The organism is Salinicoccus albus DSM 19776 (genome assembly GCF_000385175.1).
GTDB classification, from domain to species: Bacteria; Bacillota; Bacilli; order Staphylococcales; family Salinicoccaceae; genus Salinicoccus; species Salinicoccus albus.
Map to the genome: position 1 here is coordinate 22,368 of NZ_ARQJ01000020.1, position 21,452 is coordinate 43,819.

Annotated in this window: 22 protein-coding genes; 17 read left to right on the top strand and 5 right to left on the bottom strand. The window is 37.7% G+C overall.

From position 1 onward, the window contains the following. Positions 1-19 precede the first annotated feature (19 nt). From G343_RS0102940 to G343_RS0103020, 16 genes are all read left to right on the top strand, one after another. Positions 20-2,806 carry a pLS20_p028 family conjugation system transmembrane protein gene (locus G343_RS0102940; protein WP_020006618.1) on the top strand — a complete coding sequence of 929 codons (2,787 nt, stop codon included), beginning with the start codon at positions 20-22 and terminating at the stop codon, positions 2,804-2,806. A 56-nt stretch (positions 2,807-2,862) separates the two neighbouring features. Further along, on the top strand, positions 2,863-3,228 hold the full coding sequence (locus G343_RS14200; RefSeq protein ID WP_020006619.1) for a DUF5592 family protein: 366 nt from the start codon (positions 2,863-2,865) through the stop codon (positions 3,226-3,228). Further along, a complete protein-coding gene (locus tag G343_RS0102950) occupies positions 3,212-3,805 on the top strand; it encodes a hypothetical protein (protein WP_020006620.1) in 594 nt (197 codons plus the stop codon). Before G343_RS14200 ends, G343_RS0102950 begins: the two co-directional genes overlap by 17 nt. 65 nt (positions 3,806-3,870) lie before the next feature. Beyond that, positions 3,871-5,802 carry a VirB4 family type IV secretion system protein gene (locus tag G343_RS0102955; protein WP_020006621.1) on the top strand — a complete coding sequence of 644 codons (1,932 nt, stop codon included), beginning with the start codon at positions 3,871-3,873 and terminating at the stop codon, positions 5,800-5,802. Positions 5,803-5,986: 184 nt separating this feature from the next. Continuing rightward, positions 5,987-7,015: a lysozyme family protein gene (locus G343_RS14940; RefSeq protein ID WP_281167416.1), complete on the top strand. Its 1,029-nt coding sequence runs from the start codon at positions 5,987-5,989 to the stop codon at positions 7,013-7,015. A gap of 11 nt (positions 7,016-7,026) precedes the next feature. Then, positions 7,027-7,731, top strand: coding sequence for a hypothetical protein (locus G343_RS0102965; protein WP_020006623.1), 705 nt, complete (start codon positions 7,027-7,029; stop codon positions 7,729-7,731). Between the two features lie 28 nt (positions 7,732-7,759). After that, positions 7,760-8,611 carry a hypothetical protein gene (locus G343_RS0102970; RefSeq protein WP_020006624.1) on the top strand — a complete coding sequence of 284 codons (852 nt, stop codon included), beginning with the start codon at positions 7,760-7,762 and terminating at the stop codon, positions 8,609-8,611. Between the two features lie 208 nt (positions 8,612-8,819). Continuing rightward, complete coding sequence (locus tag G343_RS0102975; protein WP_020006625.1) at positions 8,820-9,134, top strand: hypothetical protein; 315 nt, start codon at positions 8,820-8,822, stop codon at positions 9,132-9,134. 12 nt (positions 9,135-9,146) lie between these two features. Then, positions 9,147-9,641 carry a hypothetical protein gene (locus G343_RS0102980; protein ID WP_020006626.1) on the top strand — a complete coding sequence of 165 codons (495 nt, stop codon included), beginning with the start codon at positions 9,147-9,149 and terminating at the stop codon, positions 9,639-9,641. Between the two features lie 62 nt (positions 9,642-9,703). Continuing rightward, the gene (gene mobP2 / locus G343_RS0102985) at positions 9,704-10,939 is read left to right on the top strand and encodes a MobP2 family relaxase (RefSeq protein WP_020006627.1); all 1,236 of its coding nucleotides are present in this window, start codon (positions 9,704-9,706) and stop codon (positions 10,937-10,939) included. An 18-nt stretch (positions 10,940-10,957) separates the two neighbouring features. Then, positions 10,958-11,143 carry a hypothetical protein gene (locus G343_RS0102990; RefSeq protein WP_020006628.1) on the top strand — a complete coding sequence of 62 codons (186 nt, stop codon included), beginning with the start codon at positions 10,958-10,960 and terminating at the stop codon, positions 11,141-11,143. Positions 11,144-11,181: 38 nt separating this feature from the next. Further along, positions 11,182-12,642: an ArdC-like ssDNA-binding domain-containing protein gene (locus tag G343_RS0102995; RefSeq protein WP_020006629.1), complete on the top strand. Its 1,461-nt coding sequence runs from the start codon at positions 11,182-11,184 to the stop codon at positions 12,640-12,642. A gap of 11 nt (positions 12,643-12,653) precedes the next feature. After that, complete coding sequence (locus G343_RS0103000; protein ID WP_020006630.1) at positions 12,654-13,265, top strand: hypothetical protein; 612 nt, start codon at positions 12,654-12,656, stop codon at positions 13,263-13,265. A 23-nt stretch (positions 13,266-13,288) separates the two neighbouring features. Beyond that, a complete protein-coding gene (locus G343_RS0103005) occupies positions 13,289-13,645 on the top strand; it encodes a toprim domain-containing protein (RefSeq protein WP_245541927.1) in 357 nt (118 codons plus the stop codon). Positions 13,646-14,508: 863 nt separating this feature from the next. After that, a complete protein-coding gene (locus G343_RS14210) occupies positions 14,509-16,320 on the top strand; it encodes a type IA DNA topoisomerase (RefSeq protein ID WP_051087875.1) in 1,812 nt (603 codons plus the stop codon). A gap of 81 nt (positions 16,321-16,401) precedes the next feature. Continuing rightward, a complete protein-coding gene (locus tag G343_RS0103020; protein ID WP_020006631.1) occupies positions 16,402-17,652 on the top strand; it encodes a DUF3991 and TOPRIM domain-containing protein in 1,251 nt (416 codons plus the stop codon). 296 nt (positions 17,653-17,948) lie between these two features. Here G343_RS0103020 and G343_RS15325 read toward each other — a convergent pair whose 3' ends face one another. The 3 genes from G343_RS15325 to G343_RS14215 all read right to left on the bottom strand — a co-directional run bounded on the left by G343_RS15325 (position 17,949) and on the right by G343_RS14215 (position 19,656). After that, positions 17,949-18,044 carry a type I toxin-antitoxin system Fst family toxin gene (locus G343_RS15325; protein ID WP_020006632.1) on the bottom strand — a complete coding sequence of 32 codons (96 nt, stop codon included), beginning with the start codon at positions 18,042-18,044 and terminating at the stop codon, positions 17,949-17,951. 521 nt (positions 18,045-18,565) lie between these two features. Next, positions 18,566-18,928 carry a DUF3021 family protein gene (locus G343_RS0103030; protein WP_020006633.1) on the bottom strand — a complete coding sequence of 121 codons (363 nt, stop codon included), beginning with the start codon at positions 18,926-18,928 and terminating at the stop codon, positions 18,566-18,568. A 239-nt stretch (positions 18,929-19,167) separates the two neighbouring features. Beyond that, positions 19,168-19,656 carry a recombinase family protein gene (locus G343_RS14215; RefSeq protein ID WP_020006634.1) on the bottom strand — a complete coding sequence of 163 codons (489 nt, stop codon included), beginning with the start codon at positions 19,654-19,656 and terminating at the stop codon, positions 19,168-19,170. Between the two features lie 138 nt (positions 19,657-19,794). On the opposite strand from G343_RS14215, the gene G343_RS15330 reads away from it, so the two are divergent. Beyond that, positions 19,795-19,890 carry a type I toxin-antitoxin system Fst family toxin gene (locus G343_RS15330; protein ID WP_020006635.1) on the top strand — a complete coding sequence of 32 codons (96 nt, stop codon included), beginning with the start codon at positions 19,795-19,797 and terminating at the stop codon, positions 19,888-19,890. A gap of 328 nt (positions 19,891-20,218) precedes the next feature. Here the strand turns inward: G343_RS15330 and coaD are convergent, their stop codons facing one another. After that, a complete protein-coding gene (gene coaD / locus G343_RS0103045) occupies positions 20,219-20,698 on the bottom strand; it encodes a pantetheine-phosphate adenylyltransferase (RefSeq protein ID WP_020006636.1) in 480 nt (159 codons plus the stop codon). Positions 20,699-20,730: 32 nt separating this feature from the next. After that, complete coding sequence (locus G343_RS0103050; RefSeq protein WP_020006637.1) at positions 20,731-21,345, bottom strand: recombinase family protein; 615 nt, start codon at positions 21,343-21,345, stop codon at positions 20,731-20,733. Positions 21,346-21,452 lie beyond the last annotated feature (107 nt).

Sequence of the window (21,452 nt, forward strand, 5' to 3'; positions counted from 1 at the left end):
AAAGGCAGGTGATAAGACGTTGGATGTCATTGAAATCCTACAGGAATATGAAGAATATTTTAAGCAAATGTCAATTATATGGCTTGTATTATATCCGTTGATTTGGTCACTGTTAATCGACGGTTTTTATGATATCGCCATCCGTATGGAGGGGATGCTCGATTCAGTGCTTTCTTTCGGCGGTGTAATGGAAAGTGAGAGTGTGCAGACGTTATATGATTATCTGGTCCCCCTCGCTTTTATATTTCTAACAATCGCAATCATTGGCATTGCCTTTCAACTCATCACCGGCAAGACAGTGCAAAAAACAAATGTTTTACTAAACATTGTTTTAGCGGTTGGGGTAATTCTCCTATTGCCATGGGTTGTGTCACAGCTCGGTGAATTGAGTGATGACTTTATCGAGGTCAGTCAAAGCGCCGGTGTAGAAGATAATATTGAAGTCAGTTCATTATCTACACAAATCGTTCAGACGAATACACGGGATCTTGTTTATCTTGCTCGCAATGATTTCACGGAAGCTGATAATAACATCAACAACACAATCACAGATGGAAATATCAGAAACATTGATTTCGCAGAAGTCATACATCCGAATCCTGATGATAGCGATAATCGAGACTACGGAGAAGATGAAAATGGAGAATCAATAAATGAGCATGAAGCTTTCACGAGTAAGCTCGTTGATAATGAAGACGGAGAGGAAACGACGACTGAAATTGAACCGTTTGAATTGAGTATCATCGGCGAAATTCCGATATTGAATGAATACTATTATCGGTATACCGGTAACTTCATCAATATGTTTGCCCAACTTGGTATTTTGATCGCTGTTATGTTGTTTACCAGTTTCAAGGTCATCCGTTTATTCTTTGAAATTGCGTTTGCCAATATCATTGCGCCCTTTGTGGCAACCACAGATTTAAGTACGGGACAGCGGACGAAACAATTGCTGAAAGATCTTGTTATCAACTTTACAGTGGTTGGATTAGTGATGCTGGTTTTCAAGCTTTTTATGGTGATGATGAATTATTTAAGTACATTAGATGTCAATCCAATCGTTGTCACTGTCATCATGTTCGCCCTCGGTTTGGCAACCATTGATGGTCCGGATCAAGCGAAAAAACTGCTCGGCGTGGACATCGGTGTCAAAGATGGTTATCAAAACCTTATGTCCGGACTGGCACTCGGCTCTGCCGGAGCGAAAGCAACAAGCGGCGTCCGCAGTCATATTGGTAATGAAAAAGATAAACTGAAGGAACAGCAACAAGAAAGAAGAGATCAAAAAGACACAAACTCTGAAAAACTTGCCGGCACAGGCTCAAACAGTAGTGACAGCAGTGCATACTCTATTGATAATGAACTGAATCAAGCAATGAATAATGACGGATATATGAATAATGCAGAAAATCAAGGGGCATTAGCGGATGCAAAAGCAGAAGGCTTGTCCACAGACAGTAACTCAGGCAATGGTATAGCGGATACAGACACAAGTAATCAACAAGCACTTGAAAATCTTGTACAAAATGCAGATGCCGATTTAGATGATAAAGAAAGAAATGTATTAGAAAAAGTCATCGAAGATGGCAGTGCATCATTAGATTCAGATGAAAGAAAAACCCTTAATTCAATGATGAATGATGATGATATCGGAACAGAAGAAAAGCAAGCACTTGTTCAAACGATGGATTCCGGCGACAGTATACCGGATGGAACAAGTAATCGAGATGTTGTTGAAAATATCGAATCAGCTGGAAACAATTTAATGGAAGATGGAGAAAAGCAAGTGCTTGAGAATCTCATTTCAAACGACAACGGCAATATTTCCGAAGACGAAAAGCAAGTGCTTGAAAATCTGATTTCAAATGATAGCGGAAATATTTCCGATGATGAGAAACAAGTGATGGAAAATCTCAAACAAAGCGACAACCTTGGTACACAAGAAAAACAGGCGATTGAATCGATAATACCGGCGGGTGACAGTAGTCCGGTAGATCAAGATAAAAATGTTTTAGAAAATCTCATCTCAAATGATAACGGCAGTATCTCTAATGATGAGAAACAAGTGATGGAAAATCTGATTTCAAATGACAATGGCAGTATTTCTCAAGGAGAAAAGCAAGTGCTTGAGAATTTCATTTCAAACGATAGCGGCAATATTTCTCAAGGTGAACGACAAGTAATGGAAGACGTGATCTCCGGTGATTCAATGGATACGCAGAGCAGGCAGATGGTGCAAACGTTAAGCAATGAGGGTACGATGACCGCACCAGATATTCAACAAAATGTCGTCAGAATGATGAATGACAGCGCAATCGGGTCTCAAGAAGCTGATGCAGTGGTCAATACACTACATTCACCATCAACCGCATCGTCAGAGCAAAGAGAAGTTGTAGAAAATGTAATAACCAATCATCCAGACATTGGCACACAAGATCGACAGGTACTTGAAAATGTTGTGACACAATCGGCTGACATCGGTGCACAAGAACGGCAGGTCTTTGAAAAAGTAATGGAGGCACCTCAAAGTATTTCTCAAGGTGAACGACAAGTAATGGAAAATGTGGTATCCGGAAATAACAACTTAACTTCAAAAGAACGGACAGCGGTTGAAAATGTGGTACAGCAACATGCATCTCAAAATGAACCACAACAACACACAACCACTCAAACCTCTGGCAGTCAGGTTGCTCAGACAGAAGATATTGTCCGGAATATGAAAACGAACTTTAGGACAGATACCGGACAAATGGATAATATTAAGCGGAGACATGAAGCCTTTAATCGAAGGAAAGATAATCAATAAGCGGGCCAACCGATCGCCCGCTTGTTTGTATGTTGAAAGAAAGGAGTGGTGTTGAGTTGGCAAAGGATAAGGAAGAACGAGCGAACGTTTATATCATACCGAAGGATATGATTGCCTCCATGCAGTTTTTTGGATCAATCACATTGATTGATATTGCTTATCTAGCCGGCTTCTTGTTTCTGGGGATTATTGTTACAAACGTGATGCAGGTCGAAGGCGTGTTTTTAACGATTGTAGTTATTGGGTTTCATCTAATTCTCGGAGTGATATGTATACATCGCCCGTATACGAATCCGGACAGACGCTTTATCGCAGTATTGTTTACCGTATTGATGGATCAGGACAGAAATCAATATAAAGCGATCGATAAACATTATTATAATCAGAATACCAAGGAGGATGAAGATGGGCTTAACCGATGAAAAGATTGTGAAACAGAAGAAAACACGGATTAAAGATAAAAAGAAAAAGAACGTTCGATACGATCATACAGTTTTAGACATTTTACCGTATAAACAGATAATGGACGATGCACAGGCGTTAATTGTTGGTACTGATAATTCTTATTATCAAATATTTCAAATCGTCACTCATGCGTTAAATCTTTCGAATCAGGAAGAGAAGAATCGTTTAATGATGCGGTTTGCCAATTTTAATCGGTTAATGGACGCTGATTATAAGATCATATCAACGCTATTTCACATCGATAATTCAAAACAAAAACGATATTGGACAGAGAAAGTAAATCAAGCACAAAATACTGAACAAAGAAAGTACGCAATGGAACAGTTACTGGTGTTGAGTCGGGTCGAAGACGATCCGTCACAGAAAAACCAAGAACATTTTCTTGTGATAAATGCAAAGACGGTAGAAGATATGCGGAATTTAGTAGAAACACTGTACCGGTCACATAACGGAATGATTGAACCACAGCCGTTAAGTTTTGAGAAAAAAGAGCAATTGATATTCAGATTAAACAATCAAAACACAACAAGATAGCATTATACCATTATAGTACTATAGCACTCTAAGATATTAACATTTATATTAGAAAGGATGACTGCATGAGTCTATTTAGTTCAAATATAGCCAAAGGGATTGAACACTATGAAGCAGAAGGCTATGATTTAGGTTTTTTGTCCCGCATCGCACCTCAAGGCGGGATTAAGTTCCCCGATCGAAATATTCGAATGGGCGATGGCTATGTGGCAATGTTGTACATTACAGACTTTCCAGAAACGATTCATGACAACTGGTTAACCAGTGTCATTAATCGAGATGGCATTATTGGCATGGTGGATGTTAAAACCATGGATCGTAACGCTGTGCTTAAAAATGTAAAACGATCCGTAGCTGAACAATCTTCAAGAATACAGGAAGATAATACAAGTGTGATTTCAAGAAATGAAGCGATTAATCGGTATCAGTCGTTGAATGAGATTGCAGAAGATATTAATAAATATGGTGAAATAACGAAAGCTGTGCAAGTCCGATTGTATATTTCTAAACCGACAGAAGTAGAATTGGAGAAGGAAATTGCATTAATCAGAAAAGACCTTGATGCGATGGGCTTCCGAGCTTTTAATATGCAGTTTGAATCTAAAGATTACTATAAAGCGCTGTTCCTGACACCTAAAAAGCAGGAGAAACAGTTGAGCGTTAAACGGTTGGGGCAACAAATGCCCTCCCGCACATTGGGGGGCGGTTATTATTTCGATCATGCCCAGTTAACCGATCCTACCGGCGCATATTTCGGTCAAACATTGACCGGCGGACCGGTGATTTTCGATATGTTCCATTCTGATAAAATCAGAAAATCTTTTAACGCAATACTTTTTGGCACAATGGGGATGGGAAAATCCACATTGCTGAAAATGATTGAAGAAGAACAATTTGCGAAAGGGAACTTTATTCGAGGATTCGACAAATCCGGTGAATTTTACGACATGATTGTGCAACAGGGCGGTCAATATATCGCATTGGATGGTTCTGATGGACAGATCAATATGTTTGAAGTGTATGCCACAGCGACATTATCCGCTGTGGATCTCACACCCTCGCAAGTCGGCAGTTTCCAACAGCACATTGCTAAATTGACGATGCAATTCTCACTACTCAATCCCGAATTAAAGGAGGATGACAAGAATAATTTAAGAATTTGGCTTACGAATTTCTATATTCATTATGGTTTATGGGATCCAAAAAAAGATGAAGAGAACGAGATCCTCGGTTTAGATTCTAGTGCGTACCCAATACTCAGTGACTTTAGAGATTATCTTCAATCTGTTGACCTCGGCAAAGGGGCATCGAGAGAATTGAAACGAACAAGAGAAAAGATTCTGACATTGATTTCAGATTTAATCACTTCAAATGGCAGAATATTTGATGGACATACTTCCATAGACCACATCGATCAAGAGCAGGTTGTATTCTTTAATATCGATGGATTGGTGAACCTATCAGATAATATATCTAGTTGCCAGTTATATACGGCGCTTAACTTATTTTGGTCGCAGGCATTAGCGAACGGTCGAAAGGTTAAAGAAAAATATTATAATCAAGAAATTACTGCCGATGAAATCAAGCGCTTTTTGATATTGATTGATGAATGTCAAAACGTGATTAACGGCAATAATCCAAGACTTGTCGAATATATTACAACGTTCCAAAGAGAAATGCGTAAATTTTTTGCCGGCATTGTGTTTGCCACCCAATCCCCCCAAGAAATCCTGCCGGACGGTAATGATTCGCAGGTCATTTCAAAGTTAAAGCAGGTCTTTGAATTAACTCAGTACAAGTTTTTATTACGTCTCGATCAGTCTGTGAATGACAAAATGAAAGACACTTTGGGTGATATTATTAAAGAAAGTGAATATGAACTCATCCCTCAATTAAGTCAAGGTCAAGTATTATTATCGATTCAAGGTTCGAATAACCTAGTTTTTAATACTCGACCAACGCAACAACAGCTAGAGCGATTTAAAGGAGGCATGTAAAACAATGTACATTCAGTACATTGTTTTTTTATAAGTGAGGTGAAGACGTCTGAATACAGCAATCAAATACGCAAAATGGGTCATAAAAAAGAAAATTCTTTTATGGGTTCTCGGTATTATATTTTCAACGACCGGTTTAATCATTATTGCGGTCGTTGGTGTCATTGTCATATTAATCGGTTTAATATCTGCATTTGGTGCTGAGGAAAGTGAAAACGTTGAAGAACAACAGTCACAATCCTATGAAAAGGTTTCTGTTCCGGAAGGCGTACAGGAGTATGAAGATGATATTAAATCTGAGTTGGAAGATCAAAACTTAGATGAATCATTTTCACCTGTACTATTAGCAATTGCCTCTCAAGAATCCGGCGGACGTGTACCTGACATTTTTCAATCTAGTGAATCGTTGGGGTTGCCGCCGAACTCAATCGGTCCTGAAGAGTCAATCGAGCAGGGCGTTAAATATTTTAAGGAACTCGCAGACTCCGTTGGCATTGAAAGTGCTTCAGATGAGGGTCTTGATCTTGTTCTTCAATCGTACAATTTTGGTGAAGGATTTATTGATTACGCTAAAGAACGAGGCGGTTATAGTCAGGAAACAGCAAATGAATTTTCCGATTATATGGCAGATGAAAGCGGATGGTCATCCTATGGCGATCCGAAGTATGTCTCTCACGTAAACAAATATATGGGTAGTACAGCAACCGGAGATGTTGAAGGGGAAGTGATAGGTGATATGGCACTGCCCTTATCCAAAGATGCTTTTATGAACGATTTAATGTGTGATATCGGTTGTTATTATGATGCCGGCAGTGATACACCACATCCCGGCTACGACTGGAATGTTCCCAGAGGTACAAAAGCCTTTTCCATGGTAGATGGCACAGTCATAGAGGTGAGCGAAGGTTCACCGGATAATCCTCAAGGCATACCGTTAAGTCAAGCACTGACGATGGATTTAGGCAATTATATACGGATCATTCCCGATAATAATAAAGGGGTTGTATTAAGCTATTTCCATTTAACAGGTCAAGATAACGGAGTCATGGTTGAGGAAGGAATGAAAGTTGAAAAGGGGCAGGTAATCGGTCATTCAGGAAATTCAGGCAGAACGACAGGCGAGCATTTGCATGTTGAAATGTTGGTCGGCGGAGATTATCACATCGATAGTGCCATAAAATTTTATGATGAAATGAAAGCTAAACTTGAATAAGGTGGGCGTATATGAGTCGAGATCGGTTGATTGGTTTTATTATTGTTGGCTTGGTTATTGCGATTATCATTTTGTTTATTTTCAATCGAACAAATAGCCAACAGCTTGAAAATGAAAATGCGGAATTACAGTCAAAGTTAGAAGAAGCGCAAGCTAAAGAATCAAGCAATCAAAATGCAGACAATCCGGAGGATACAGAAAATGCGGAAAACCCAACGGGAGAAGGTGGAACATCTGATTCAATAGATATCGAAAATCAAAGTGAACTGATTCAATCAGAACTCGAAACATACGACACATTTGTGAGTGACTTTGTTGATATTTTAATGAGTTATGATGACCAAAAGTCAAAGAATGAACAGCTAACGAATATGACAAATGAATCGGCTCAAACTTATCTAAAGGAAAATTATTATATTTTAGAAGATGGTCAAGAGGTATCAGAAGATGAAGCAGGCACCCATGCCGAAGGTGACTTTGAACCATTGGAAATGGACATGAGTATTGCATCGATAGACACTTACTATACGTACAACAATAATAATATTGAAGTTGTCGCACTGTATCAAACGAACACTGTAGCAGACGATGAAGATTTTTCTGGAAACTATGTATTGAAAGGGACATTAACCAAAGAGAATGGTGAAATTAAGTTTGATACGATTAATTCTATTGTAGCAATTAATGATCCCAATGCAGAAGAATTATATGAATAAATTTAGATAATTGGGAGGTGATTAAAGCATGGATAGAAAACATATCAAAAATAAGTTAACCGATGTTGGCATGTATATTCGCAGAAATACCTCGATTTTATTTTATATTTTCATCGCCTTAGTTGTGATTGCATACGGTTCGTTATATACGTACAAGACGTATTTTCAGACAGAAGCAAGTACAATTCCAAAGGAAGAAAAGTATAAAGAGTTCACACTCAACAATAATAAGATCCAAATGGTTGAGAATGAATATAATAGCGAATCAGAATTTTATGTTGCCAAGTTCATGATAAAAGAACGAAATAGTGATACGCCAGTGATTGCGAATGAATCATTAGAGGTCAGTGGCATTGCTCAATTAAACGATAATGACCTGCAAGAGTTAAACATTGAAGCGAAACAAATCACACCAACATTTTTTGTTATTGAAGTTGATAATCTTCCAAAGGATCATGTTGAGTTACGATTAGATTTTAATTTAAACAACATATCATTATCCAATGAAAGCTCAACAGAGGATGCCTCATTATATTCATTCATTACTGAAGAAGAAAAGAGTTCAGAGCTTTCTTCACTTTCAAATGAAGAATACAAAGCTCAATCATTTGAATACGAAATAGATATGGTAAAAGATCAAATTGAATCTTTGGAAGAAGAAATTGAATATTATAATGAAAAGATAGCTACTTTAAAAGAACAGATTGAGAAGAATGAATCTGAGATGGATTTAATGACTGATAACGAAAAACGGGACATGGAATCTACCATTTCATCGCATAAATCAGAGATAGAAACCTATGAGGAAGAGATAGAAAGCGTTAAAGAATCGATTGCTGAACGTGAAGAAAAACTCTCAATTCTCAAGTCTAATATCTAAATTCCTTAATTCTCGTAAGAGCATAAGGAGGTTTTTCCGGATTTTCATCCGACAAAACCTCAAAACCCTTGATATGTCGGCAGTGCCGACATATTTTCTTTCCGGACTATATAAACCTAAATATATATGAATTTATATATAAATATGGGCTTATTTTAGTGTAATTATACAAATATATATAAATATATATACAGGAGATTGAGCGAATATGGCAAGAATTGATGTAAAAGACTTTGATGAACAAATGATGGTTCAGTTAAAAATGATTGCAAAAGAAAGAGATATCACATTCAGTGAACTAGTTAGAGAAGTGTTAGAAAAATATGTAGAGGATCGGATATTATCTTCTTCTATCACGAAGTTTGAAATTGCTTTAAGAAATACACAGATCAGTTTAGATGCCAATACGGAAGCATATAATCAATTCATCGAAGAAAACAAACGGTTCAGAGGTTTCTTCATTGATTTACTCACCAAAGAGGAATTACAGATCGATGAAGATAATTATGATGTATCAGATTAAGGGAGTGAAGTTATGACTTTAAAATCATTTAATTTAGATGACGATACTTTAGGACGTATTACAGCAATTAAAACAGCTAAGGATTTTAAATCTGAAAAAGATGTATTAGTTCGAGCCATTGAACATTATGCTTTATCAGAAATGATTGAGGATGAATCGATTGAGTTTAAAACGTTTCAAAAGTTGGATGGTATAGAAAAAGAAGTGAAGAGGTTAAAAAGTAAAATGAATCATGTGGATCTCGGTGTGAGTATCAATAACTTATTTCTGGCTTCTGAATTTGAAATCAAACGGCACCCAAAAGCAATTATCGATCGAGAAACTTTGGAGGGGGAATATTTTTCATCAGCTAAAAAGGAAATCACAAAACGGATTAGAGAAAGGGATAATTATAATCGAAGGGGTCAGCAGGTGAATGAACAATCCAAAGAAATAGACGAAGATAAAAGTGAGTACACGGAAAGAAAGCGAACATTTGATATTGATGATGATTGGTTAAATGTTTGAATAAAGGCGCTTGGTTGATAATATGTACAAACTAAAAATAGCAATCGAATAGAGGAATGTTTATGAAACCAGCGATTGTACTCAAAGCACAATTTATTACACCGAATGCGCAATCACGGAAGGATTATTCATCGTATATTGACTATATCCATCGGGAAGATGCGCTCAAGGAAGCAGAAGATACACCGAGATTTTTTTCAAAATATATTGATTATATGAATGATAGAAAGAAAGGGGCGTTTGGTTTTGATGATAAAAGGGATAAATTAGAACAAAAAGAATTATTGAATAAATCCAAGTTATTTGATGAAGGCAAAGAAGATAAACGAATTTTATGGCAGGATGTGTACTCATTTGACAATTCATTCTTAGAAGACCAAGGACTATATAACTCTAAAACCAAGGAGGTAGATGCCAAAACATTAACCAATGCTGTCAGAGCGTCGATGGATAAATTTAAGCAGTCAAAAAACATCAATCATTTAGTTTGGACTGGCGCCATCCATCGAAATACAGATAACATTCATATTCATGTGGCATCTGTAAATATGGATCCAGATGTTGAAAGAGAAAAGGATGGGGTGCAAAGAGGGTACCGATCAGATAAAGTCTTGAATGATATGAAAAGTAAATTCATTAATCGATTGGTCGATCGAGATCAGCGCTTGGATATCATGACAAAACAAAGAGATCGGTTAGTAAAAACGGATTTTCTAGAAAAACCATCCGAAATACAAAAGGGGCAATTAGAAGAAATTAAAAGTCGGTTGCCTAAAAACAAAAACAAGTGGTCTTATAATCGAAAAGCGGTCAAAGATCTGCAACCATTGATCGATGAATATACACATGGCTATATAAAAAAACGACATGGGAAACAGTATGAAGAATATCATCAGATGTTAGATCAGGAAACAGAAATGAATAAACGATTATACGGGACGGGCACAAAGGAGTATAAGAAATATAAGGACACAAAATCGAATAAACTGAATGAACTGGATGAACGGATGGGGAATTCATTGTTGAAGCACTTAAAAGCAGAAGAAACATTTAAAAGAGAAATGAAACAGAATGAATTTTATAAAAAGAAAGAAGCACTTCAGAAATCACAGCAGAAACCGCCTGTGAAATGCAGACGAGTGAGGCATAATCCAGTCATCAATCGACGCACACAATTTATGATTGAGCGAGGGTTCAACACCCGTTATAAAGATCAGAGTTTAGACATGGATAATAAACGATTAGAACAGAAAGTCGAGCAGGAAAAAGCAAGACAGCAATATGGACATGAACTATAATTAGGAGGTTTGATGATAATGGAAAGAAATACGGATGTTTGTGTTGTGATGGATATGGACGAAACTCGGGGCACGTTGACAGTGTATTCACCCGTTAATAACGAAAATATTATAGTACCTGTCACAGATGATATTCTTTCGGATGTCATGACAGATGACGGGGTAGCATTTGAGGTCGATTTAGATACAAAAGAAATTGTTTAATCAGGATTTAAGAAAACAGAATAGCACGGTATGTTTCAATGATGATTATCTTTTCGAAAGATAATCATTTTTTATATCAATATAAATTTATGGGCGGTTTTACAATGGCGAAACGATTAAGTAAAAAAGAGTTCGCAAAGCAGAAGCAGGCAGAAATGAAAGAAACCATTCAGACGGCAATGGGATCTGTGGCATGGCACATGAACAGCCCGGAAGGAGCAAAGGAATATTTAGATTTCATGGCAAAAATGCACGATTATTCACCCCGAAATCAGATGCTGTTGCAAAGACAATATAAAGGGGCGCACGGTGTTGCAGGGAAGAAACATTTTGAAGAGATGGGCTTTAATATCCGTGAGGGGGAGAAACCGTTGCAGGTACTCACTCCGGTATTTAAAAAGTATACCCGTGATAAGGATGATCAATGGATACCGTTAAATCGTCCAACGAAAGCACAGCAAGAAAAGATTGATTCTGGTGAATATAAAGTAAAACAGAAGCTGTCTTATTATAAATTTGCCGATGTCTATGATATTGGGCAAACGGATGCCAAAGCAAAGGATTATCCGAAGTTGTTCCCAAACCGTCCGTTTCAGTTTGATGAAAGAGAGTTAAACAATAGATATCCAGCTTTGAAAGTTTCAATGAAACAGTTTGCAGAAAAACAAGGCTTTCATTTAAAAGATGAACAAACCACTGAACGGCTCGGCAATGCAAAAGGCGGGTATTATCCCGATTCCGATGTGATAATTATGCGACCGAATTTGTCGGATGGAGAGTATATCAGTACGTTGAACCATGAAATGGCCCATGGCAAACTGCAACATGGTCAATTGCATAGACACTCGATCCACGATGAACCAACAAAAGAGTTGGAAGCAGAAATGACGGCATACGTAACCAATAAACACTTTGGGTTAGACACGTCTGACAAATCCATTTCATACATGGCATCGTGGACAGATAATTTAAGTAAACTCGATGATAAAGAGACATTCAAGGTAATCGAAAGAGTGAGTCAAGCATCTCGATCCATGATTGACGGCATCGAGAAAGAATATGGAGATCAAAAGGAACAGGAAGCATACGCGGATCGAGATAAAAATCCCATGTTAGAAAAAATTGAAAATAATAAATCAGAATATCAGTTTAATGAGATCAATGAGAGAGTCGCAGAAAGAGACCCTGCGACCATTGAGAAGCTAAAGATTGGAGATATGTCATTTGATTATCAGAATATGAAAACTGATGACCTCAAAGACTTTACTGTATTGGATGATACCGACAATTTGAGTGTGGAGTTTGAGAACGGAGAAACAGTTGATTTTTATAACAATACCGCAGGTAAAAGAGCTTTTAATGATAGGTTCGATCGGGTTAGAAACGGAAAAGAAAGTAATATTGAAGACTATGTACAACATGGGTTGAAAAATGATCTGCCGTCAGATGATAAACAGCAAAAAAAAGAAAAGAAAAAACAAAAAGAAATTGAATTATAAAAGGTGATGGAATGGAACAGTTAGATCAATTAATTCAAAACAACAAAGTCACTATTTTTGATAATAACCGATTGAATGAACCGTTAATTATGATGAATCATAAGATGATGCTGATTACAGATTATATATTTCATTATCACTCGTATAAAGACACACAGATTCATATTCAATCACATTTTAATGGTGCATGGTTTTCCGTAGATGTAAACACCCACATTCAACGCTTAAAAAATAATGATATTGATGATTTAGAAGCTGATTCAATGGACGTACGAATTAAATTACAACCTTTAGAAATACTGGATGAAATCATGAACTGTCTGATGCAGACCTATGACAAATATGATACTGGCAGGTTACTCAATGTACTTGATGATTACATCATTTACATTGATTTTTTAATTCAAGAACGATTAGACGATTATACCCAACAAAAAGAGTTGCTGTTTATAGAAAAGGATGATGACGATGCGGGCATTGAATATCATCGCTTAAAGTTGGAGGGGAATCAATTGAAACGGGCCAATAATGAACTCATTGATATTGGATGGTTTGTCGATGTTGTGGGAATTAACACGAATGAGCTGAAGTTGTTGGAAAGTATCAATACACGATTTCTGTAAAGGAGGAGACCCATTTGACCACAGTGATACTCGCAGAAAAGCCGTCACAGGCGAAAACGTACGCAGAAGCATTTAGCGTAAAGCACAAGTCAAAAACGCATATTGAAATTGAGTCATGCGCCACTTTCAAAAGTGGGGCATTCATTACGTGGGGCATTGGTCACTTAGTTGAATTGAAATTGCCACAGGAAACACAGCCGGCAGTCAATACATGGGATTTAAAGAATCTGCCGTATTTACCGGAACACTTTGAATATAAAGTAGCCAAAGGCAAAACGGAACAGTTTAATGCTGTAAAACGGTTGCTCAAATCAGCGACATTAATCATTAATGCCTGCGACGTGGATAGAGAAGGATCCAACAGTGCGACACGTTTCTAGTTGAAAAGACTAGACATGCCTAGCATAAAAGCGAAGCAAAGAACTCTTAGTTCGAGTGGTGGAATGATAGGGTAACGCCTTGAAACGCCCCTTTAATACTTCGACATGCGACAAGTAGATATGCGTTATCGAAAGTGGTGTGAAGCTCGATGAAGTCGGCAGAATTATACCGAAGTATCCTTGAAGGAAAACCGAAAAGGCAATAGAGGTATTGTCCGTGTAAGATATGCCGGAAGTTGTAAAAAGCATAGTATGGTGAGAATGTGGTAAAACACTGACGAACTGGTGAATGTACTGTCCTAAAAGCCTAAGGCATAGAAATGTGTCTGATAGAACCTCAAGAAAAAGAGGTGCTTCTATGGCATCATGCGGTGGAGTAAGAATTGTTTGTATGAAACTCCGTGAAGTGTTACAGGCACTTGAACTGATGCAGGGCAAAAATCAGCACCTAACCTATTGCATTGATAGAACTAAGGGAACGTGTGAAATCAAGAACGTGGAGTGAACGTACACTATGAAGCGTTACCAGAGAAAATCGAGAAGGCATAACCTGGTTTTATCTTGATGAAAGTAGTGGCATGAGCGATGAGGCTCTTGTAATGAGAGTGGAGCAACAGCCACGAGTCAACTACTAACAACTATAAGAAACCTAAGTCATTACCGTAGCTTTCCTGTAAGACAAAAAGGTCACACCAAAGGAAAATAGGGGGTGACGAACTATGGACAACGAACGACGCAAAGATGTTAAGTAAATAATTTTTCAAATAAATCGTTGTAAGACTTAGGAAAACAGTTATATTGTTTAGTTGATGGAACGCCGTGTGCGGGGAAACTCGCATGCACGGTGTGGAGCGGGGGAAAAGTTGGAGATAATATCAAAAACTTACCTATCGTTATTTTTTTATTTAATCCTTCAGCAGGCCGGGGTTACAGATCAGCCGATCAAACGCTTATGGATTAACTCCCTGGAAGTGGATGAAGTGAAAAAGGGCTTTGACGCCCTAATGGATAATTCAAAAGATGTTTTGATGTTCAATGAAGCAAAAGCTCGGATGGTCTCCGATTACCTGATCGGCATGAATTTAAGTCCATTATATACCTTAAAATTTCAGCCCCACGGCTTAGATCGGGATGTCTTTGGTATTGGTCGGGTACAGACTCCGACGCTCTATATGATTTACCAACGGCAAAAAGAAATCGATCAGTTTAAGCCGGAACCGTTTTATGAGATCCATGCGACATTTAATAAAGACGGCCACGACTATCAGGGGAAAATGGATTTGAGAGAGAAAGACAAATCCGTCGCATTGGATTTATTGTCTCAAGTAAAGGATGAAACACAGGGGACAGTGACGGCGGTTGAGAAAGAACGGAAGAAACAATCTGCACCACAATTGCACTCGTTAAGTACATTGCAAACCACTGCCAATAAAAAGTGGAAATACAGCCCCAAACAGACATTAAAAACAATGCAGTCCTTGTATGAGAAGAAGTTAGTCACATATCCAAGAACAGATTCTCGATTTATTACAGAGCAGGAATTCAATTATTTAAAAGAGCGGTTGGATCAATACTTTGGTATTTACGATCTGAACCCCAAGGTGGCTTATTTAGAACCAAGAAAACGCTTTGTCGACGATTCAAAGGTGCAGGAACATTATGCGATTGTTTTAACGAAAGGGGTGTCCCAATCGCAGGTCAATGGACTGAATGATACGGAAGCCAATATATTTAAAGAAATCTACAATACAACACTCGCAATGTTTTTAGCGGATTATGAATATGAAACGACCGCAGTAACAACGAATATCAAAAATCACCCATTTTATTCAAAAGGAAAGATTGATGTGAATTTTGGGTGGCAGTCACTATTCAGAAAAGCAGCCCCAGCCGACACTGAAGAAAATGAAGCATTACCGGATTTGTATGAAGGCGATGTTGTACCGGCAAAGACAGATCTGCATGAAGGCATCACAAAACCACCCAAACTCTACACAGAGGGGCAACTTATTAATTTAATGAAAACGTGCGGCAAGCAAGTGGAAGAAAAAGAGAATGCCGATATTTTGAAAGATGTTGAAGGTATCGGCACAGAAGCGACACGGGCAGATGTGATCGAGAAGTTACAGAAGCATGAATATATTACAGTGAAGAAAAATAAAGTGGCAATGACTAAAAAAGGCATACTCCTTTGTAATGCTGTCACAGGTACGTTACTCGCTTCTGCTGAAATGACAGCGAAATGGGAGAAAGCCTTGAAGAATATCTCAAACGAAAAAATGGATTTTCAAACGTTTATCGCAAATATCAAAAAGTATTTAAGGCATCAGACAAGTGTGATCGACGAAGAATTAGAAAAGAATAACATCATAGACGATATTAAAGCAGTTAGTAATGATAAAGGCATTGCAGAGTGTCCGAAATGTCCGCAGGGGAGCGTTGAAAAACGGAAGAGTAAAAAAGGGGTTGGATTTTACGCTTGTAATCACACGGATTGCAACTTTGTGATTTTTGAAAATATGGCCGGCTCAAAACTGTCACAAACACACGTAAAAGAATTAATTACCCAAAGACAGACAAAAAATAAAGTCAAAGGCTTCAAATCAAAAAAAGGGAATAAATTTGACGCGTATGTCGAACTGAATAACGAATATAAGACACAATTTAAATTCTAATTGGAACGAGGGGGAAAGTGGATGCGACTATCTGCTTTCTCTTTTTCTTTTACGAACTATTAAGATAAAGGAGACGGTCGGATGGCGAAAGCATATACACAGGAAGAAATTAAACAAGTGTTTAAAGAGAAGAAGCCCGTGCCTAAAGAATTGGTGTTAAAGGCGCAAAATGCTGATATTGTGAATGTGATTGAGAATCAAAGCGATGTCGTACTTCATGTGTCAGATAAATATGCAAAGCTAGCAGAGCATGATAGTTTTGTCATTGATAAGCAAAATAACTCATTTCACTGGAACTCTCAAGATTTAAAAGGAAATCCAATCAATTATCTAAAAAGTGTTCATAATTATAATTTTAGAAATGCAGTGAAAGAATTGACACTCAATGAAGAATACAAAACAAATGAGGTCAACGTGAATACGGAGAAGGCACCGTTTATATTTGATCCGAAAGCGTTGTCGGAACAGACAGATAAAGCAAAATCGTATCTTGTGAACGAAAGAGGCATCAATGAAGATTTAGTCGACACCTTAATCAGTAAAAAACTCATACAACAAGACCATAATGATAATGTTGTATTCTTGTGGGCGAAGAATAAAGAAGTGGTCGGTATGGATAAACAAGGCACAGACTCTGAAAAAGGGTTCAAACAGGTATCAAAAAATTCAGATGAAAAACAAGGGTTCACCATTACCAATGGCCAACCGGAGAATTTGTATGTCTTTGAATCCTCCATCGATTTATTGAGTTACACCAGTATGTACAATCCGCCAAATGCTCGGATGGTATCCATGGCCGGTTTGAAACCGCAGACCTACTATAATGCCATCGGGCAGATTTATGAGGAAACCAAAACACCGCCGAAAAATGTTGTTTTTGCCATGGATAGTGATGAAGCCGGAGAAAGTTTTGTGCTTGAAAATATCAATAATAAAATAGAACATCATGAAAGTGGTGTCACTGTTCAAAACCACGTGGCTTCCCCTCGCCATCAGGATTTTAACCAACTCGGAGAGCCAAAACATTTGGAATCATGGAAGCAGGTCAAAGACTTCAATGATATACTCACGAATATTGACGATACAGATGTCAAAATGAAATATGAACCCATTGTTTTAGAAAAAGACGATTATCTTAAGGCTATCAATTATGACAAAAAATACAGTAAAGCAATGGATGAACTATCACAAGATAAAGACACAAATCAGAATGTTTCAGCCAAACGGATTGCTAACAAAATTTCTCGATACGAATATCAAACAGATGATGAAAAGCCAAAGGAAAAAACAAAGAAAAAAGATGATGAGATTGAAATTCACAGTTTCCTTTAAAAAGTGACAGCATACAGTCGTTTTTAACGCACAACCATACAGCCTTTACTATGAAAATGGATCAAAATCGCTCTGTCAGCACTAAAAATCGAGGAAAAATGACCAATATCAATCAATAAGTGTCTACCAGAAATAAACTGTTTAGACACTGTATATATCAAGAAGGCCTCATTAAATAACTTTGATTTTCCTTATTTAAAGTGATATAATATGGATAACAAAAATTAGTTCCATGGAATCACCGAACCCCCAATCTATGCCAGTAGATTGGGGGTTATTGGTGTGGTTATTGTCGCCTATTTATTGTTACGCTGGTTTAACCAATAAACAAAAAGCGCAACAATACCCCCTGCGATAATTGGGGCAATGATGTTAACAAAAATTAATTCCATGGTATTCACCTCCTTCCTGGTCGATGTTCGCCCAGGAAGTATAGGCGACTATGATATTGTATCATTTTTTATGTCCCGCAATAAGATTCGATCGATGCTTTAATGTAGACGCATCGGTTAGACTGGTTGCCCTTAATATGTGGCGTGTTATCATTAAATGGCGTCATGTGATTTCATTCCTTTATTGAGAGTGGTGGTTAACTTCAATATAACATGAAATTCACATGGCGTTTTTTATGACTTAAGTGGCTAAGTTCATTATAAAATCCGCCACTAATTTTTTCTCTATATTACGCTATAAGTTATGTCTATGTTTAAGTTTTTGTATTGATGCTAAGACTTTATCGAAGTCAGAAAGCTCATTAGGGTTATTAGAAGTAGTCAAAATATGTGCCACTCTTCTATATCGAATTGTCGAACTAAAGTGGACTCCATTGTCAAGACACAAATTAAAGGGGAGCTTGAATATCATCGCCCGTTTGTGAATATGGGGTAGGATAACTAATATAGAAAAATCAACATTAAGATTTGGAAAACACTTTAGTTATTATCATAACAACCGACCATAAAATGATTCCGGTAATTGTAAAAATAATGAATATCCATAGATAATCAAAGAAGGATGTTGTGCTGAACCATCCACTGAGTATGAGTATTGGGTAAATGGTAACCAGCATAATGATGAAATGAATTAAAGTGCGTGTAATCAATGACAAATTGTCCAGGTCATAAATTACCGAAGCACCTGACACAATTGATATGATTGCCCCGGCCAGGAATGTACCTTTGGCATCATGAACTTGGGTATCATAATAAAGGAACACAGCAATCGAAGTCATAATAACGAACGGGATAGCCGCTCGGATTAATGCCTGAATAATCAATACTACACCCTCCTATAATAATCTACATATTGTGAAACTTAAGTATATAGTTAATTATAAACAATAAATCCATTATATGTATAGCGGAGGGACGTCAATAATTATGTGTAAATGAAGGTATGCCTTTTCTTGTAGTGTATATTACTCGCTGAACATTTCAGCTCATTCAACACATGCCCAATCAAAATCGATGGCAGACCCCAGACTGTTGATATGCGAATTGAGTAATGAGAAAACGGTCAAACGCTCTCAATATCGCTTTCCACCTGTTTAACAAGTTTATAAAACGTTGTTTTTTTAACATTCGCTTGTTCCATGGCTTGTGTGGCTGTAACATCCCCTTTTTTCCACTCATCATAAGCATTCATGAATGCCTCTGTAATCTGGGCTTTAGGCCGGCCAAAGACTTTTCCTTGGTTTTTTGCTGCATCAATCCCCTCCCGTTGCCGTTTGCGAATGCGCTCGCGTTCATCCTGGGCAATCCAAGACAGGATCTGTAAAACAAGATCTGCGATAAAGGTACCCATGCTGTCCTTATACTGCGTGGTATCCAGCAGTGGCATGTCCATCACAACAATATCGGCTTGTAGTTCTTTCGTAATGGCATTCCATTTCTCTACAATTTTTTCTTTATTCCGACCAAAGCGATCGAGCGAGTGAATGTATAAGATATCGCCCGGTCGAAGCATCCGTTTGAGCAGTTGGTATGGGGCGCGTATTGCTGCCACTACCCCAACAAGCGATATATAGAATTGAACGCGTTTCTTCTATTATATAGAGCGATTCTGTCAGTGAATAATATATGGTAAAATGATAAAAGTCACCTAGTTTACTTCTGTGCATATAGCATGGAAGGAGGTGAAAACATGTGCGAAGTACTAATTGAAATTTTTATCGCACCAATTATTGTGGGTGTGATAATCACATTGTTCGCTTATTGGTTGGACAATCGTGAGAAATAACTAGGTGACACACACCAATACACTAATAAACCCCCAATCTATGACAGTAGATTGGGGGTTCGGTGTTACATGTTTGAAGTACTAATTGTTAATTATATTATAACATGTGGGGCAGTGATTGTAAATCTTTCACCTAAATGACTCTCGGCGATATCTGTGCTCGCTTCCAGTGATAAAATTTGGCACTTTTAATGCGATTTTGCACTATATAGATATAAAAAGCCCAATTTCTTAATTATATAGTGATGTAAATAAACACCTTATCAGTAAACAATTTTATTTTGCTTCATTTACGATTCAACTGAGAAGTATGAATAGTTCAAGAATTTTATGTCATTCCATACAATTCCTTTAATGCTTTATCGACATTATCAGGCACATATTCTAGTAAATCACCCTTGTGAGAGTAAACTTCTTTAACTAGACTTGAGCTCAGAAAAGAATATTTTTCCTGTGAATGCATAAAAAATGTTTCTGCTTCTTCATATAATTTCTTGTTTGTTAAAGCCATTTGAGCTTCATATCCATAATCTGTTACTGTCCTTAGCCCCTTAACGATTGCTTTAATATTTTGATCCTTCATGTAATCAATAAGTAACCCTTCAAAGGAGACGACACTAATTTTTGAATGATGTGAGAGCGCAATATCAATAAGTTTTTTTCTCTCTTCACTAGAAAATAAATACTTCTTGTTACTGTTACATAATGTAGCTACGATGATTTCATCAAAAAAATTACTAGCCCGTTCTATAACATCAATATGACCATTTGTAATAGGGTCAAAACTACCAGGATATATAGCTTTCATCTCTAAAACTCACCTCCGCAATAATTGGAACATCAAACGCCCGCAGTCTCGCTTTCTATCCGTTTAACCAGTTTATAGAACGTGGTTTTCTTAACATCCGCCTGTTGCATGGCTTGTGTGGCGGTAATCTCCCCTTGTTGCCACTCATCATACGCCTGCATGAACACCTCTGTCATCTGTGCTTTGGGCCGACCAAAGGCTTTGCCCTGGCGCTTGGCGGCATCAATCCCCTCCCGTTGGCGTTTGCGAATGCGCTCGCGTTCATCCTGTGCGATCCAAGAAAGGATCTGTAACACAAGGTCCGCAATAAAAGTGCCCATACTGTCCTTATACTGGGTGGTATCCAATAATGGCATGTCCATCACAACGATATCGGCTTGAAGCTCTTTCGTGATGGCGTTCCATTCCTCTACAATGTCTTCTTTATTTCGGCCAAATCGATCGAGTGAGTGAATGTATAACACATCGCCCGGTCGTAGAATTCGTTTGAGCAGTTGGTATTGGGCCCGCTGGAAATCCTGACCACTGCCTTTATCTATAAAAATATCTCGTTCATGGATGGCGTTGTCTTTCATTGCCACCACTTGGCGATGCTCATTCTGATCTTTGCTACTGACCCGAATGTATCCATACCTTCGATTTTCCATAGACAGCCATTCCTCCACTACGTTTAAATTATCTCTCTATTTTATCAAAAACGTTCGTAAAAGTATATGCAAAACAAGGAACGTTCATAAAAATTTTTTATATATTT